This window comes from Pseudomonas sp. GW823-FHT01D03 (assembly GCF_058798255.1).
In genome coordinates, this window is sequence record NZ_JBXAKK010000001.1 from 5,892,794 (window position 1) to 5,908,470 (window position 15,677).

The 15,677-nt window shown below is 60.8% G+C and carries 13 protein-coding genes; 5 read left to right on the plus strand and 8 right to left on the minus strand.

What is annotated here, in order from left to right; translation table 11 throughout:
- A complete protein-coding gene (xerC, locus tag AC1RBR_RS26240; RefSeq protein ID WP_003229409.1) occupies positions 1–900 on the plus strand; it encodes a tyrosine recombinase XerC in 900 nt (299 codons plus the stop codon).
- Positions 897–1,604 (plus strand): HAD family hydrolase, encoded by a 708-nt coding sequence (locus AC1RBR_RS26245; RefSeq protein WP_492567205.1) that lies wholly within the window; start codon positions 897–899, stop codon positions 1,602–1,604. Before xerC ends, AC1RBR_RS26245 begins: the two co-directional genes overlap by 4 nt.
- A 232-nt stretch (positions 1,605–1,836) precedes the next feature.
- Here AC1RBR_RS26245 and sutA read toward each other — a convergent pair whose 3' ends face one another.
- The 4 genes from sutA to glnK form a co-directional block, all read right to left on the minus strand.
- Entirely contained in the window at positions 1,837–2,163 is a 327-nt protein-coding gene (sutA, locus tag AC1RBR_RS26250; RefSeq protein ID WP_456018213.1) for a dormancy-specific transcriptional regulator SutA, read from the minus strand.
- Between the two features lie 102 nt (positions 2,164–2,265).
- Complete coding sequence (locus AC1RBR_RS26255) at positions 2,266–2,691, minus strand: secondary thiamine-phosphate synthase enzyme YjbQ (RefSeq protein ID WP_003229414.1); 426 nt, start codon at positions 2,689–2,691, stop codon at positions 2,266–2,268.
- A gap of 214 nt (positions 2,692–2,905) precedes the next feature.
- Complete coding sequence (locus AC1RBR_RS26260) at positions 2,906–4,243, minus strand: ammonium transporter (RefSeq protein WP_027610437.1); 1,338 nt, start codon at positions 4,241–4,243, stop codon at positions 2,906–2,908.
- 36 nt (positions 4,244–4,279) lie between these two features.
- A complete protein-coding gene (gene glnK / locus AC1RBR_RS26265) occupies positions 4,280–4,618 on the minus strand; it encodes a P-II family nitrogen regulator (protein ID WP_002555808.1) in 339 nt (112 codons plus the stop codon).
- 413 nt (positions 4,619–5,031) lie between these two features.
- Here glnK and AC1RBR_RS26270 point away from each other — a divergent pair, with 413 nt between their 5' ends.
- A complete protein-coding gene (locus AC1RBR_RS26270) occupies positions 5,032–5,292 on the plus strand; it encodes an accessory factor UbiK family protein (protein ID WP_011336527.1) in 261 nt (86 codons plus the stop codon).
- 763 nt (positions 5,293–6,055) lie between these two features.
- Complete coding sequence (locus AC1RBR_RS26275; RefSeq protein WP_492567206.1) at positions 6,056–7,549, plus strand: YifB family Mg chelatase-like AAA ATPase; 1,494 nt, start codon at positions 6,056–6,058, stop codon at positions 7,547–7,549.
- On the opposite strand, the gene AC1RBR_RS26280 is transcribed toward AC1RBR_RS26275, so the two are convergent.
- The 3 genes from AC1RBR_RS26280 to AC1RBR_RS26290 form a co-directional block, all read right to left on the minus strand.
- On the minus strand, positions 7,546–8,760 hold the full coding sequence (locus AC1RBR_RS26280) for an aldose 1-epimerase family protein (RefSeq protein WP_492567207.1): 1,215 nt from the start codon (positions 8,758–8,760) through the stop codon (positions 7,546–7,548). The genes AC1RBR_RS26275 and AC1RBR_RS26280 overlap by 4 nt on opposite strands.
- 219 nt (positions 8,761–8,979) lie before the next feature.
- A complete protein-coding gene (locus AC1RBR_RS26285; protein WP_443531857.1) occupies positions 8,980–10,956 on the minus strand; it encodes a methyl-accepting chemotaxis protein in 1,977 nt (658 codons plus the stop codon).
- A gap of 181 nt (positions 10,957–11,137) precedes the next feature.
- Positions 11,138–12,058, minus strand: a complete 921-nt coding sequence (locus tag AC1RBR_RS26290; RefSeq protein ID WP_166495229.1) for a LysR substrate-binding domain-containing protein — start codon at positions 12,056–12,058, stop codon at positions 11,138–11,140.
- Between the two features lie 158 nt (positions 12,059–12,216).
- Between AC1RBR_RS26290 and AC1RBR_RS26295 the strand changes: the two genes are divergently transcribed.
- The gene (locus tag AC1RBR_RS26295) at positions 12,217–13,614 is read left to right on the plus strand and encodes a NorM family multidrug efflux MATE transporter (RefSeq protein ID WP_027610432.1); all 1,398 of its coding nucleotides are present in this window, start codon (positions 12,217–12,219) and stop codon (positions 13,612–13,614) included.
- A 127-nt stretch (positions 13,615–13,741) separates the two neighbouring features.
- Here the strand turns inward: AC1RBR_RS26295 and AC1RBR_RS26300 are convergent, their stop codons facing one another.
- Positions 13,742–15,415, minus strand: a complete 1,674-nt coding sequence (locus tag AC1RBR_RS26300; RefSeq protein WP_492567208.1) for a putative bifunctional diguanylate cyclase/phosphodiesterase — start codon at positions 15,413–15,415, stop codon at positions 13,742–13,744.
- Positions 15,416–15,677: the final 262 nt, after the last annotated feature.

Consider the following 15,677-nt stretch of genomic DNA (forward strand, 5'->3'; position numbering starts at 1 on the left):
ATGGAACGACAACTGGACGCTTACTGCGAACACCTGCGCAGTGAGCGACAGGTGTCGCCGCACACCCTGTCGGCCTATCGCCGCGACCTCGATAAAGTCCTCGGCTGGTGCCTCAAGCAGAACATTGGCAGTTGGGCGGCGCTGGATATTCAGCGCCTGCGCAGCCTGATCGCCCGCCTGCATGCCCAGGGCCAGTCGTCACGCAGTCTCGCCCGGCTGCTTTCGGCGGTGCGCGGGCTCTATCACTATCTGAATCGCGAAGGCCTGTGCGACCACGACCCCGCGACCGGTCTGGCGCCACCGAAAGGCGAACGGCGCCTGCCGAAAACCCTCGACACCGACCGTGCGTTGCAACTGCTGGAAGGTGCGGTCGAGGACGATTTTCTCGCCCGCCGTGATCAGGCGATTCTCGAACTGTTCTACTCCTCGGGCCTGCGCTTGTCCGAGCTGACCGGGCTCAATCTCGATCAGCTGGATCTGGCGGACGGCATGGTTCAGGTGCTCGGCAAGGGCAGCAAGACCCGCCTGCTGCCGGTCGGCAAAAAGGCGCGCGAAGCACTGGAGCAATGGCTGCCGCTGCGAGCCATGACCAACCCGGCCGACGACGCCGTGTTCGTCAGCCAGCAAGGTCGGCGCCTCGGCCCACGGGCGATTCAGGTGCGAGTGAAACTGGCCGGCGAACGCGAACTGGGGCAGAACCTGCACCCGCACATGCTGCGGCACTCCTTCGCCAGCCACTTGCTGGAATCCTCGCAGGACCTGCGCGCGGTGCAGGAACTGCTCGGCCACTCGGACATCAAGACCACACAGATCTACACCCACCTGGACTTCCAACACCTGGCGGCGGTCTACGACAGCGCCCACCCACGGGCCAAACGCAGCAAAGGCGACGATTCATGAGCATCCAGTTGATCACCTTCGACCTTGACGACACCCTGTGGGACACCGCCCCGGTGATCGTCAGTGCCGAAGCGGTATTGCGCGAATGGCTGAGCGAACACGCACCGAACCTGGGCGCAGTGCCGGTGGAGCATTTGTGGGGGATTCGTGAGCGGGTACTGGCCAGCGAACCGGGCCTCAAGCACCGCATCAGTGCGTTGCGCAGGCGTGTGCTGTTCCACGCGCTGGAAGAAGCCGGGTACGCCCACGGCGAAGCTGCGGATCTGGCCGACAAAAGCTTTGAAGTATTCCTGCATGCGCGGCATCAGATCGAGGTGTTTCCGGAGGTCAAACCGACTTTGGAAATCCTTGCCAACCATTACGCCCTCGGCGTGGTCACCAACGGCAACGCCGACGTGCGTCGGCTGGGCCTGGCGGACTACTTCAAGTTTGCCTTGTGCGCCGAAGATATCGGTATCGCCAAGCCGGATGTGCGGCTGTTTCACGAGGCGTTGCAACGCGGTGGTGTGAGTGCGGAAGCGGCCGTGCACATTGGCGATCATCCGGGCGATGACATTACCGGGGCGCAGCAAGCGGGCATGCGCGCGGTCTGGTTCAACCCGGCGGGCAAGGTCTGGGAAGCGGAGCGACTGCCGGATGCTGAAATCCGTAGCCTGACCGACTTGCCAGCGGTGCTCGCACGCTGGAATGCCCTCTCCACCTGACACACAACCGCTTTTTGTGGCGAGGGAGCTTGCTCCCGCTCGGCTGCGCAGCAGTCGTAAAACCAGCCAACACAATATTCCTGAAAAGCTGCGCCTGCAGATTTGGGGTCGCTTCGCGACCCAGCGGGAGCAAGCTCCCTCGCCACAATGTCGCAGTGAACGAGCGCTTTTGTTTCAGGCATGAAAAAGCCCGCAGCGACGGCGGGCTTCTTCAGCAAGCAAGCGGCACGCCTCAGATAGGGCGGCTGCCGTACTTGTTGTCCGGCTTTTTGGGCGGATCGGCGACCACGTTGGCCTCCACTTCCTGCACCTTGCCGCCGCGCGCAAGGAATTCTTCCATGGCCTTGGCCAGGGCGTCGCGCTCCTTGTTCTTGGCTTCGATGCTCGGCAACTCGTCTACCGACACCGCAGCCTTGGCTTTGCCTTTGGCAGCCGGGGCCGGCGTATCGTCACCGCCATCGTCTTCAGCAACGTCTTCCGCTGCTGCTCCCAGTTCTTCCTCGGCCTCGTCTTCGTCGCCTACTTCGAGGTCGTCGTTTTCCAGATCATCGTCGCTCATGTTCTACCTCATGACTTGCGAAAAGCAGATTAGTTATAGACCAGCTTTGGCGACTGTCGAAAGCCGCCGGAAAAAAATCGGTAACCATTGGTGACCAACGGTTTACGCCCCTTCACCGTGCAAGGTGGCGAGGACTTTACGGGCACCGCCATGATCACGGTGCTCGCCCAGATAAACACCTTGCCAGGTGCCCAGTGCCAGTCGCCCTGCCGAAACCGGCAGACTGATCTGGCAGCCAAGTACGCTGGCCTTGAAGTGCGCCGGGAGGTCGTCCAGGCCTTCGTCGTTATGCTCATAGCCGTCTGTTCCTTGTGGGATCAGACGATTGAAAAATCGTTCGAAGTCGCGACGGACCGCCGGATCGGCGTTCTCGTTGATGGTCAACGACGCCGAGGTATGCTGCAGCCACAAATGCAACAGACCGACCCGGCACGCCTTGAGTTCAGGCAGGCCGGCGAGTAACTCGTCCGTTACCAGATGAAAGCCCCGGGGCCGTGCCCGCAGGGTTATCAGAGTCTGTTGCCACATACAGTTCTCCGCACGTTCGGGGCGCATTCTAGCGCGCTCTGGGAAAAAACAAAGGCCCTAATATTCCTGCAATGATGTAAGCGATTGGCCGCAGAAAAATGCCCGTCGTAAACACGACCAAAGCCGTACGAAAAATCCTTTCAGCCTTCCTTTCAATGACAAATTCCAGACAAAAAAATGCCCGGCGAACCGGGCAAGTTTTTAATGCGCGTACTTACAGGTTGTAGCCGCGTTCGTTGTGTTGTGCCAGATCCAGACCCACCGACTCTTCTTCCTCGGTCACGCGCAGACCCATCACGGCGTCCAGGACCTTGAGGATGATGAAGGTGACGATCGCGGTGTAGATCACCGTGAAGCCGACGCCTTTGCACTGAATCCATACTTGAGCGGCGATGTCGGTGACGGTGCCGAAGCCACCCAGCGAAGGTGCAGCGAACACACCGGTGAGGATCGCACCGAGGATACCGCCGATACCGTGTACGCCGAATGCGTCCAGAGAGTCGTCATAACCGAGTTTGCGTTTCAGGGTGGTGGCGCAGAAGAAGCACACCACGCCCGCTGCCAGACCGATCACCAGTGCGCCCATCGGGCCCACGGTGCCAGCAGCCGGGGTGATTGCCACCAGACCGGCTACCACACCCGAGGCGATGCCCAGTGCACTTGGCTTGCCGTGGGTGATCCACTCGGCAAACATCCAGCCCAGTGCAGCCGCAGCGGTAGCAATCTGAGTGACCAGCATCGCCATACCGGCGGTGCCATTGGCCGCAGCAGCGGAACCGGCGTTGAAGCCGAACCAGCCGACCCACAGCATCGCCGCGCCCATCAGGGTGTAACCAAGGTTGTGCGGAGCCATCGGGGTGGTCGGGAAGCCTTTGCGCTTGCCCAATACCAGGCAGGCAATCAGACCGGCCACACCGGCGTTGATGTGCACCACGGTGCCGCCCGCGAAGTCGAGTACGCCCCAGTCCCACATCAGGCCGCCGTTACCGGACCAGACCATGTGCGCGATCGGTGCATAGACGAGGGTGAACCAGATGCCCATGAAGATCAGCATCGCGGAGAACTTCATCCGCTCGGCGAATGCACCGACGATCAGCGCCGGGGTGATGATCGCGAAGGTCATCTGGAAGGTGATGAACACCGCCTCAGGGAACAGCGCCGCAGGGCCGGTCAGGCTCGAAGGCGTGACACCGGCGAGGAATGCCTTGCCCATGCCGCCGAAGAACGAGTTGAAGTTGACGACGCCCTGCTCCATGCCGGTGGTGTCGAACGCAATGCTGTAGCCATAAATGACCCACAGGATGCTGATCAGACCGGTAATGGCGAAGCACTGCATCATCACGGAAAGAATGTTTTTCGAGCGAACCATGCCGCCGTAAAACAGCGCCAGGCCCGGGATGGTCATGAACAGCACGAGGGCTGTCGAGGTGAGCATCCAGGCGGTGTCGCCGGAATTGAGGACCGGGGCCGCCACTTCGTCTGCCGCCATTGCAAGGCCGGGCATTACGATGGACAACAGGGCTCCTAGCCCTGCGAATTTACGCAGAGTCATATTGTTTTCTCCTGGGGCGTTGGGGTTTGTGGCGGCTTAAATCGCGTCGGTATCGGTTTCGCCGGTACGGATGCGGATCGCCTGTTCCAGATTGACCACGAAGATCTTGCCGTCACCGATCTTGCCGGTGTTGGCAGCCTTGGTTATCGCCTCGATAACCCGATCCAGATCCTTGTCGTCGATGGCCACGTCGATTTTCACCTTGGGCAGAAAATCGACCACATATTCCGCGCCGCGATACAGCTCGGTGTGACCCTTCTGCCGGCCGAAGCCTTTGACTTCAGTAACGGTAATGCCCTGCACGCCGATTTCGGACAGCGACTCGCGCACGTCGTCCAACTTGAACGGCTTGATGATGGCAGTGACTAGCTTCATGAAACTCTCTCCCGAATTGGTGGACTTGCCCCAGGAAAACAAACCCGACTCAAGTCTAAGCGCAGTGCCTGGCTTTGTAACGCATCGTCGGCCTTACCTGCCCGACTGACGCCAGCTAACCGCTGCCGACGAAACTCCCCGCTCCGCCTGCCGCACTGCATTCGTCACAGCGACTGCATCAGTGCATGGGTCACTATCGACTAAGCAGAAAGCTTGCCATCTCGCCAAATTCCACTGATTTCAATCCCTTGGCCGCTGCCACAGGCGTTTGCCCGAAAAACGCCGGACGGTTACGCACAACAACGGTGCGCTGCCGTCCGTCCGCCTGCGCGAAAAGCGTGCATCCCTGCCTGCGAGATTGACTATAGACACTGCGTGATACACTGCCGGCCATTGTTTACAGGACACTTCCCATGCTCGCGCCCAAAGACTTCCTCGACGCCCTGAGCGGCACCGCCTCCCGCCTGTTCAGCGGCGACACCCCGCTGCCGAAAGCCGAAATCGAAAGCCAGTTCAAGATGCTGCTGCAGAGTGCGTTCAGCAAACTCGACCTGGTCAGCCGTGAAGAGTTTGATAGCCAGATGGTTGTGTTGGCGCGTACCCGCGCCCGCCTCGAAAGCCTTGAGGCGAAAGTCGCAGAGCTGGAAGCGAAGCTGACACCGCCGGCCGAGTAAGACTGCAGACCCTGAGCCAAGATGCCTTGAAGTTTGCGAAAAGAAATTAAACCGCTCCTCCCGAGGCAGGAGCGGTTTCCGTCAGATCAATCCTCTACAACGAATTTTCCAACGGTCTCGCAGAAACTCGTACAGGCGAAAAGCCCATAACGCGATTCTGACGAGGCGCCACATATGTTTAAGAAACTTAGACATACTTTGGCCCTTCTTGCGTGGGGCCAAACCTCCGATGCACTTTCCGGCGTACGAACACCTTCGGGACTACACGTGAGTATGTCCGCTAAGGCGGCCGGGTGTGGGTTCCCCGAATACAGCACCGGCACGGGTCTCACACCGTGTCGAGGAACATGAAGTCTTTACGCTCCCGGCCACACTTCGCGAATACTTCATGAGTGGGCATCGTCATTGCGGATTTTATGACCGCCCTTAGAAAGCGATTTAAACAACTTGTATCAAGTCGTTAGGAGGCGCTAGCAACAGGACCGTTGCCCCCTTTCAAGCCCATCTGATACTTGCGCCAATGAGCAAACATGCATAATCTGACCGCACGTGAGTGTGTCCGCAAAGGATACGCAGGCCTAGGCCTCACCGAAGCCTGCAAAATGAAAACCGTCTCCTCAAGGCGGTTTTTTTTCGCCTCGAAATTTGTTGACCACTTTCCCGCAACATCCAGTGAAAGTTCGCCCCCGCCTGATCGCCCTTCCCCAACTAACCTTCAAAAACCCGCAGGAAGCGGCTCCCCGATTCAGCTCAAGGAACGACCATGTCCCTCTCCATCGTCCACAGTCGCGCCCAGATTGGCGTGGATGCTCCCGCCGTTACCGTCGAAGTCCATCTGGCCAACGGTCTGCCGTCGCTGACCATGGTTGGCCTGCCCGAAGCGGCGGTGAAGGAGAGCAAGGATCGGGTGCGCAGCGCGATCATCAATTCCGGGCTGCAGTTTCCGGCGCGGCGGATCACCTTGAATCTGGCGCCGGCGGATCTGCCCAAGGATGGCGGGCGCTTTGATCTGGCGATTGCCCTGGGGATTCTGTCGGCGAGTGTGCAGGTGCCGTGTCTGACGCTGGATGATGTGGAATGCCTTGGTGAATTGGCGTTGTCCGGCGCTGTGCGGCCGGTACGCGGGGTGTTGCCGGCGGCGCTCGCGGCGCGCAAGGCCGGGCGGGCACTGGTGGTGCCGCGGGCGAATGCCGAAGAAGCGTGCCTGGCCTCGGGTTTGAAGGTGTTTGCGGTGGATCATCTGCTGGAAGCGGTGGCGCATTTCAACGGGCATACGCCGGTCGAGCCTTATGTCTCGGACGGGCTGATCCATGCGGCGAAACCTTATCCCGACCTCAACGAAGTACAAGGGCAGATGTCCGCGAAACGGGCGCTGCTGATTGCGGCGGCAGGCGCGCACAACCTGTTGTTCAGTGGGCCACCGGGAACCGGCAAGACCTTGTTGGCAAGTCGCTTGCCCGGGCTGCTGCCGCCGCTGTCCGAATGCGAGGCGCTGGAAGTGGCGGCGATTCAATCGGTCGCCAGCGGCGTCCCACTGACCCATTGGCCACAACGGCCCTTTCGCCAGCCGCACCACTCGGCCTCCGGGCCGGCACTGGTCGGTGGCAGCTCGAAACCGCAACCCGGCGAGATCACCCTCGCCCACCACGGCGTACTGTTTCTCGATGAGCTGCCGGAGTTCGATCGCAAGGTACTGGAGGTGCTGCGCGAGCCGCTGGAATCCGGGCATATCGTGATTGCCCGAGCCAAGGATCGCGTACGCTTTCCCGCGCGTTTCCAGTTGGTGGCGGCAATGAATCCTTGTCCTTGTGGATATCTTGGCGAGCCGAGCGGCAAGTGCTCGTGTACACCGGACATGGTGCAGCGCTACCGCAACAAGCTATCGGGGCCGTTGCTGGATCGGATTGATCTGCACCTGACGGTGGCGCGGGAAGCGACGGCGTTGAATCCGGCAGTGAAGCCGGGCGAGGACAGCGCCAGTGCGGCAGCCGTGGTGGCCGAGGCACGCGAACGACAGCAAAAGCGTCAGCGTTGTGCCAATGCGTTTCTCGATCTGCCAGGCCTGAAGCGGCACTGCAAGTTATCCACAGCCGATGAGAAATGGCTGGAATCAGCCTGTGAGCGGCTGACCTTGTCGCTGCGCTCAGCCCATCGTTTGCTCAAAGTCGCCAGAACCTTGGCAGACCTTGAGCAAGTCGATGCAATCAAGCGCGAACATCTGGCCGAGGCGTTGCAATACCGGCCAGCGACGCCTTAATGCTCGGTCAGATCAACCAGCGGCGTCTGCCGCACTTCGGTTTCACGCCCGGCCTGAATCTCGGTCACGCGCTTCAAGGCGTTATCCACAGCGCCTTTGTTTGCGAGCAGGCTGTAGCTGATCTGAAACTGTTGGCTGGCCTTTGGCGCAATGGTCGGCACCAGATTCAGCGGACGCTGATAGCGGCGGTTGTAAGAAAAACTGGTGCCCGGCTCAAGCCCAGTGACATAGCCCTGCCCTTGGGTGTCAGTGTTTTTCCACAGGGAAAACACCGGCAACTGCTGAGTGTTGAAGCCAACGGAGACACCGAGGCTGCCGGCCTTGTTGTGCAAAACGGTCAGGGTTTCGCCTTTGGCGTCGGCATAGGGCACGACGTTGTAGACGGTTTCGTCGTAGTCCTTGGTCGGTGCGCGGTAGGTCTGCCAGTCGGGCAAGTCGCCCTTGGCCTTGTCGTTGAATGGCGAGACCTGTTTTACCGGCGCAGCAAAACGGGCGCCCTGCTCGAGGAACGGCGTACTGAAATTGCTGTGATACAGCGCCTGATATTCCTTCGGATAATCGCCGTTGTTGGTCAGCGTATCGTTGAGGGCAAAGCGCACGCTGCCCGGCTCGGTGACCAGCTCGGTGACGACCGAGAAGTGGACTTTCTTGAAGGCCTGCTCCTTCAGTTCGCCGCGCAGGCTGATGGCGTACGGCGGCTTCTCATCAATGTGCAGGGTAACGCTGCTGGCCGGAATGTTGGCGGCGCGCCCGTGCAGAGTCAGCAACTCACCATTGTCCATGCCGGGATGGCCGACCCATTCGTACCCGCAGCGGGTCACCAACTCGTTGAAGCCCTCCAGCCAACCCAGGCCACCGCGTCCATTGAGTTCGATGAAGGCCGGGTTGACCACTTCCTTGACCGGCGAATCCCAGCCCATGCGCACATTTCCTACAGTCGCCTGCAGGACATTCATGCCACGGGTCGGTACCACCGAGAGTTTCATCGTGCCGTTATCGATATCGACGATGCTGACACCTTCCTGTCGTCCGCCGTGCAAGGTTCGCAGACTCACGGAGAACGGCTTGTCGGTTTTCACCCCGAGCTGCTCACTGGTGATGCTCCAGTTTTGCGCGGGCTTGTTGTTATCGAGGAGTACGTAATCCCAGGCCATGGCGTGGGAAGCAGCAGAGAGTGCGCCGAGTGCAACGGCGAGTTTGAACGGGGTCATGGCAGCAGCCTTTATTGGAGTTGTGCCATTTTTATAGCGCTGCGGAAACGTTTCAGCAAGTCCAGAAGAGTATGAGATCGAGTGCTTTATCCAGGATTGGCAGTGATGCATTCGCGAGCAGGCTCACTCCTAGAGGGATCTTCAGTGATCACAAATATTGTGATCGACCAATACACCTGTAGGAGTGAGCCTGCTCGCGATAGCTATTTCAGCTGCGCATCAACGAAAACGATCAACCTCAGAACGCAAGTCCGCCGCCAATTTCTCAAGCTCCTTGGCGGTCACGGCCAAGTTAGAAACAACCTCACGCTGTTCGCTGTTGGCCAACGCAATGCTCTGCAGATTACTGCTGAGCAAAGTCGCCGTGCTGCTCTGCTCCTGGGTCGCGGTGGTAATCGCGGCAAACTGCTGCCCTGCCGAACGGCTCTGCTCATCGATCCGCGCCAGCGCCGAGGCGACATTGGCGTTACGCGACAGGCCTTCCTGCATCAGCACATTGCCCTGCTCCATGGTGCTGATCGCGTTGCCGGTTTCCTGCTGGATGCTGTGGATCATCCCGGAAATTTCATCGGTGGCCTGACGGGTGCGCGACGCCAGGTTGCGTACCTCATCGGCGACCACGGCAAAACCACGGCCCTGTTCACCGGCGCGGGCCGCTTCGATGGCCGCGTTGAGCGCCAGCAGGTTGGTCTGTTCGGCGATCGAGGTGATCACGCTGACGATCCCGCCGATTTCCTGGGATCGCTGACCGAGGGTGTTGATCACGGTCGCGGTGGTGTTCAGTGCACCTGCGATCTGCTCCAGCGAGGACGAAGCTTCTTCCATCGAGCTACGACCGATTTGCGTCTGCTGGGCATTTTCCTGCGCCAGACGCTGAGTCGCGCCCATGTTGTCGGCGATGTTCAGCGAAGTGGCGCTGAACTCTTCCACCGCGCCAGCCATGCTGGTGATTTCGCCAGACTGCTGCTCCATGCCTTCGTACGCACCGCCGGACAAACCAGACAGCGCCTGGGCACGGCTGTTGACCTCTTCCGAGGCGCGGCGGATGTGCTCGACCATGGTCGACAGGGCCTGGCTCATCTGGTTGAACGCGCGGGACAGCTGGCCGATCTCGTCATTGCTCGACACGTTCAGGCGCACGCTCAGATCACCCGCGCCCAGCGCTTCGGCCTGGCGCACCAGATCACTCAGCGGCGCCAGTTTGCTGCGCAGCAACCACACCACCGAACCCACCGCCAGCAGCATCGCCAGCAGACTGCCGATGGCCAGTTGCGTGCCGACGCTCCAGGTCACCGCGCGAATTTCGGCTTTAGGCATGCTCGCCACCACCGCCCACGGGCCACCGTCGAATGGCACGGAAACGCTGTAGAAATCTTCGTTCTTGTCGCTCCAGAACTGCCCCTTGCCCGGGGTTTTGGCCAGGCCGCCGATCACCGTGACCGCCTGATCCAGTGCCTGGACACCCGCCGGCGCCACCAGCCATTTGTTCTGCTCATCCAGCAGCGCCAGCGAACCGGTCTGGCCGATGCGGAAGCGCTTGAGGTTGTCGAATTGGGCGTTCTGCGCGTCGGTGTAGTCAAAACCAACGAACAACACCGCAATCACCTTGCCGCTGCTGTCGCGCACCGGGGTGTATTGGGTCATGTAGGAGCGATCAAACAGCAACGCGCGGCCGACGTAGCCTTGCCCGGCCATCAACTTCGCATAAGCCGGGTGCGCATGATCGAGCAAAGTGCCGATGGCGCGCGTGCCGTCCTGTTTGGTCAGCGAGGTGCTGACCCGCACGAAGTCTTCGCCACTGCGTACGAACAGCGTGGCAACCCCAGCGGTCATTTGCTTGAACTCGTCGACTTCCTTGAAGTTGTTGTTCAGCACTTCGCTGCCCAGGTGCAGGCCAGGAGTCTGGGTACCGGCCACCGCCACCGGTGCATCCGGGTGAATGCTCAGACCGGCGCTGAAGCGCTTCTCGAACAGCCCGCTCAGGCGCTGGGTGCTTTCACGCAGCGTGCCGTGGAAGGTGCTCAACTGGTCGGCCAGCAGCCGCGCTTCACTGGCGAGGTGTTCTTCACGGGTGGCGAGGTTGGCGGTATCCAGCGAACGCAGAGCAAAGACAGTACTGCCGCTGATGACAATCGCCAGTATCACGGCGAGCGCGAGGCCCAGCTGCGAGGCGATCCGAGCGCGAGGTTGAGACATGGACAGCTCCTGGCCGAACTTGCCGATCCTCCTTGATCGCAGCTCGGATAATTTTCTAATGGGGGTGAATCGTGGATACCTGCACGACGGTTCCACATGCACGTATTCGGCGGTAAAGCCGAATACTTGAGCGAACAGCAGGGTTATGGCATAAGGCCGGCATTGTGCGGGCTCGAACGTTTCAGCTCAAGCGCTTGACCACCGGCAACGCCATGGCCCGCACTTCGCCTTGCAGGAAGTCGCTGAGACGGCGCAAACGTTCACCTCCCGGACGGGTTTTCGGCCACACCAAGTAGTAATTCAGGCCGCTGGCGACGGCAGTCGGCCACGGTAGGCTCAGTCTTCCTTGCGCCACATCCTCGGCGACCATCAGCAAATCGCCCATCGATACCCCGTAACCACGCGCCGCGGCAATCATGCCCAGCTCCAGGGTATCGAACACCTGTCCGCCCTTGAGCGAAACCTGATCGGACAGCCCCATATGTTCCAGCCAACTGCGCCAGTCGCGCCGGTCCGGGGTCGGGTGCAGCAACTCGGTGGAGGCCAACCGCGTCACATCCCAAGGCTGATCGTTCAGCAGGTTCGGCGCGCCGACAGGAATCAATTCCTCGGGAAACAGCAGGCTGGCCTCCCAGTCCGGCGGGAAGTGCCCATCGCTCAGCAGCACCGCGCAGTCGAAGGGCTCGTTGTTGAAGTCCACCGAATCCACGTCCATCCAGGCACTGGTCAGTTGCACTTCGTTGCCGGGCTGTAGGTGACGAAAACGGCTGAGCCGGGCCAGCAGCCAGCGCATGGTCAGGGTCGACGGCGCTTTCATGCGCAGAATGTCGTCTTCGGCGCGCAAGGTGTTGCAGGCGCGCTCCAAGGCTGCGAAACCATCACGAATGCCGGGCAAGAGCAGCCGCGCCGACTCGGTGAGTTGCAGGTTGCGTCCGCTGCGGTGAAACAGCTTGCAGGCAAAGTGTTCCTCCAGCGTCTTGATGTGCCGGCTGACTGCACTCTGGGTAATCGACAATTCCTCGGCCGCCCGGGTGAACGAGCTGTGCCGCGCCGCCGCTTCGAATGCGCGCAGGGCATACAAGGGAGGAAGACGACGGGACATACACAAAGCTCCTTTGGCGGCATCCGGCCACCCCGGCGAGTTTTTCTCATATGAGTTTTAATCATGCTACCCATCCTTTTTATCCTTTTGTGCAAACCTTTCCAAGCGCCGAGAATCGACGGTCTCTTGTTCCCTCTGATTGATGGGTGGTGATGACCATGCAGCATCCTGTGCGTACCGAACTCTGGGCCATCCTGCGGCTGGCGGGGCCGTTGATCGCCTCACAGTTGGCGCACATGTTGATGGTGCTGACCGACACCCTGATGATGGCGCGCCTCAGTCCCGAAGCCCTGGCCGGCGGCGGACTGGGCGCGGCGAGTTATTCGTTCGTGTCGATTTTCTGCATCGGAGTGATCGCCGCGGTCGGCACGCTGGTGGCGATCCGTCAGGGCGCTGGCGACATCATCGGCGCGGCCCGCCTGACTCAGGCCGGGTTGTGGCTGGCGTGGCTGATGGCGCTGGGCGCCGGGTTGCTGCTGTGGAATCTGAAGCCGGTATTGCTGCTGTTCGGCCAGACCGAAACCAACGTCAACGCTGCTGGACAATTTTTGATCGCTCTGCCCTTCGCCCTGCCCGGCTACCTGAGCTTCATGGCCCTGCGCGGTTTCACCAGTGCGATCGGCCGGGCAACCCCGGTGATGGTCATCAGCCTCGGCGGCACCGTGGCCAATTTCCTGCTCAATTACGCGCTGATCACCGGCATGTTCGGCCTGCCGAAGCTGGGGTTGACTGGAATCGGTCTGGTCACCGCGATTGTCGCCAACTGCATGGCGCTGGCCCTCGCCTGGCACATTCGCCGGCACCCGGCCTATGACGCCTACCCATTGCGCGCCGGCCTGTCACGGCCAAATCGTCAGTATCTGAAAGAACTGTGGCGCCTCGGCCTGCCGATTGGGGGTACCTACGCGGTGGAAGTCGGCCTGTTTGCCTTCGCGGCGCTGTGCATGGGCACCATGGGCAGCACGCAATTGGGCGCACACCAGATCGCCCTGCAGATCGTTTCGGTGGCGTTCATGGTTCCGGCGGGGATGTCCTACGCGATCACCATGCGCGTCGGCCAGCACTACGGCGCCGGGCAACTAAGCGATGCGCGGATGTCCGGGCGAGTCGGCATCGTCTTTGGTGCGGTGGTGATGCTGGGTTTCGCCATGGTGTTCTGGCTGTTGCCGAACCAGTTGGTCGGGTTGTTCCTCGATCACAACGATCCGGCCTTTGCCGAAGTAATTCGTCTGGCCGTGAGTCTGTTGGCGGTGGCGGCGTGGTTCGAGCTGTTTGACGGCACGCAGACCATCGCCATGGGCTGCATCCGTGGACTCAAGGACGCAAAAACCACCTTTTTGGTCGGCCTCGCTTGTTATTGGCTGATTGGCGCCCCGGCGGCGTGGTGGATGGCGTTCCATTTGAACTGGGGACCGACTGGCGTCTGGTGGGGGCTGGCGCTGGGGCTGGCATGTGCGGCGGTGAGCCTGACGCTGGCGTTTGAATGGAAGATGAAGCGGATGATTCAGCGCGAACCTCTGTCATCAAACCAGTACACAGTCGCTCAGGCAGACTGAGATTCAGTTGTGGGAGCGGGCTTGCTCGCGAAAGCGGTGGGTCAGGCAGCCTATGCTTTGACTGACACGACACCTTCGCGAGCAAGCCCGCTCCCACAGAGATTCATGCCTAACCCGGAGATTGCGTTCAACTGACGATTTCGAGGGCTGGCTGCTGGCTAGAGCCAAAGGTCAGGTACTCCACCAGCTCGGCCAACGGCAACGGCCGGCTGATCAGATAACCCTGCACCTGATCACAGCCAAACCCGCGCAATAACTCCAGTTGTTCAGGCGTTTCCACCCCTTCCGCCACTACTTCCAGATGCAGGTTATGCGCGAGGTTGATCATCGCGTGCACCAGTTTGCGGTTCTCTTCGCGCTGCTCCATGCCGCCGACGAAGCTCTTGTCGATCTTCAGCAAGGTGATCGGCAGGCTGTTCAGATGCACGAACGAAGAGAACCCGGTGCCGAAGTCATCCAGCGAGAAACGCACACCGAGACGGCCAAGGGCGTCCATGGTCTGCTTGACCAGATCGCTGCGGCGCATGACGGCGGTTTCGGTCAGCTCGAATTCCAGCCATTGCGCCTCGACGCCACGTTCGGCAATCAGTCGGCTGAGCGTCGGCAGCAACTGGCTGTCCTGAAACTGGCGGAACGACAGGTTGATCGCCATGTGCAGCGCCGGCAGCCCGTATTCGCGCAGCGCCTGCATGTCGCGCAGGGCCCGGGAAATCACCCAGTAACCCAGCGGCACGATCAGACCGCTCTGCTCGGCCAATGGCACGAATTCGCTTGGCGGCAACAAACCGCGTTCGCCATGGCGCCAGCGCACCAGGGCTTCGAGGCCGACGATCTGCCCGTCTGCAAGATTCAGCCGTGGCTGGTAGTGCAGCTCCAGCTCATCGCGGCGCAAAGCCCGGCGCAGCTCACTTTCGAGGTCGGCCATGCTCCGGGCGTTGCGGTTGATGCGTTCATTGAAGATATGGAAGGTGCAGCCCTGAGTGCTCTTGGCCTGCTGCATGGCGATGTGCGCGTGCCACATCAGCGGGTCGGCGCCACCCTGCGCACGGGCATGGGCGATACCGAGGCTGGAGCCGATCAACAGGCTTTCGCCATCGACCCAATACGGTTCCGCCAGGGCCTCGGTAATGCGTTCGGCCATCCACTCGGCGCGTTGCGGCGCGCGGCGGGTGTCGATCAGCAAGGCAAATTCGTCGCTACCCAGCCGCGCCAGTTGATCCCCGGCCTCCAGCTGACTCTTCAGCCGCGCGACGACTTGCAGGATCAAGCGATCGCCGGCCTGATGACCGAGGGCGTCGTTGGCGTGACGGAAGTTGTCGAGATCGAGATGCCCTAGGGCCAGACCACGGCCGTCGTTTTCCGCCAGGCGCGCCGCGAGCAGAGTCTGGAAACCCTGGCGGTTGGCGATGCCGGTCAGCGGGTCCTGTTCGGCAAGGCGTTGCAGGGTGTTTTCGAGGACGCCGCGTTCACGCACATGGCGCAGACAACGGCGGAGCATGCCGGCGTCGAGGGCGTCGAACACCAGCCAGTCGCTGACGCCAACGGGGGCGGTGGCCGGCTCGTGATCCAGCAGCAACACCGTCGGCAGGCTGCAACGGCCGGGGGCTGGCTGCAATGCGGGAAGGGTCAACAGCACCGCGTGGCGATTGTCTTCGAACAAACTGCTGACCGAATCCCAGCTCGGCGCACTGATCAGCACCGCCGCGCTCCCCATCGGAGCCAGACACTCGCGCAATAACGCTGTCCACGCTGGCTCTTCGGCCAGTAGCAGCAAACGCAAGGGTTCGACAGGCGTAGACAAGCTAGCTCCCTAGACTCTGCAATGATGTGGGCGGGGCATTATGCCGTTGCGATGTTCAATGACCAAATGACAACGGTTATCAAAACGTTATTTTGTGTCACGAATGAGAACATTAGCCGCAAAATCACCGTGCATCCTCCGCGAAAGTAACAAAACCGGCAAATTTGAATCGCGTGGTGCGTCACAAGTCGGACAGAGCAGCACAAATCGCTGAGCCTGTTAAAATGCCGGCCCATTTCGTCAACGACTCCCGAATTTTCGT

What these genes read in the sequence shown, in the direction of transcription:
- xerC (WP_003229409.1), top strand. Translation starts at nt 1, where the DNA reads ATGGAACGACAACTGGACGCTTACTGCGAACACCTGCGCAGTGAGCGA.
- AC1RBR_RS26245 (WP_492567205.1), top strand. Translation starts at nt 897, where the DNA reads ATGAGCATCCAGTTGATCACCTTCGACCTTGACGACACCCTGTGGGAC.
- sutA (WP_456018213.1), bottom strand. Translation starts at nt 2,163, where the DNA reads ATGAGCGACGATGATCTGGAAAACGACGACCTCGAAGTAGGCGACGAA.
- AC1RBR_RS26255 (WP_003229414.1), bottom strand. Translation starts at nt 2,691, where the DNA reads ATGTGGCAACAGACTCTGATAACCCTGCGGGCACGGCCCCGGGGCTTT.
- AC1RBR_RS26260 (WP_027610437.1), bottom strand. Translation starts at nt 4,243, where the DNA reads ATGACTCTGCGTAAATTCGCAGGGCTAGGAGCCCTGTTGTCCATCGTA.
- glnK (WP_002555808.1), bottom strand. Translation starts at nt 4,618, where the DNA reads ATGAAGCTAGTCACTGCCATCATCAAGCCGTTCAAGTTGGACGACGTG.
- AC1RBR_RS26270 (WP_011336527.1), top strand. Translation starts at nt 5,032, where the DNA reads ATGCTCGCGCCCAAAGACTTCCTCGACGCCCTGAGCGGCACCGCCTCC.
- AC1RBR_RS26275 (WP_492567206.1), top strand. Translation starts at nt 6,056, where the DNA reads ATGTCCCTCTCCATCGTCCACAGTCGCGCCCAGATTGGCGTGGATGCT.
- AC1RBR_RS26280 (WP_492567207.1), bottom strand. Translation starts at nt 8,760, where the DNA reads ATGACCCCGTTCAAACTCGCCGTTGCACTCGGCGCACTCTCTGCTGCT.
- AC1RBR_RS26285 (WP_443531857.1), bottom strand. Translation starts at nt 10,956, where the DNA reads ATGTCTCAACCTCGCGCTCGGATCGCCTCGCAGCTGGGCCTCGCGCTC.
- AC1RBR_RS26290 (WP_166495229.1), bottom strand. Translation starts at nt 12,058, where the DNA reads ATGTCCCGTCGTCTTCCTCCCTTGTATGCCCTGCGCGCATTCGAAGCG.
- AC1RBR_RS26295 (WP_027610432.1), top strand. Translation starts at nt 12,217, where the DNA reads ATGCAGCATCCTGTGCGTACCGAACTCTGGGCCATCCTGCGGCTGGCG.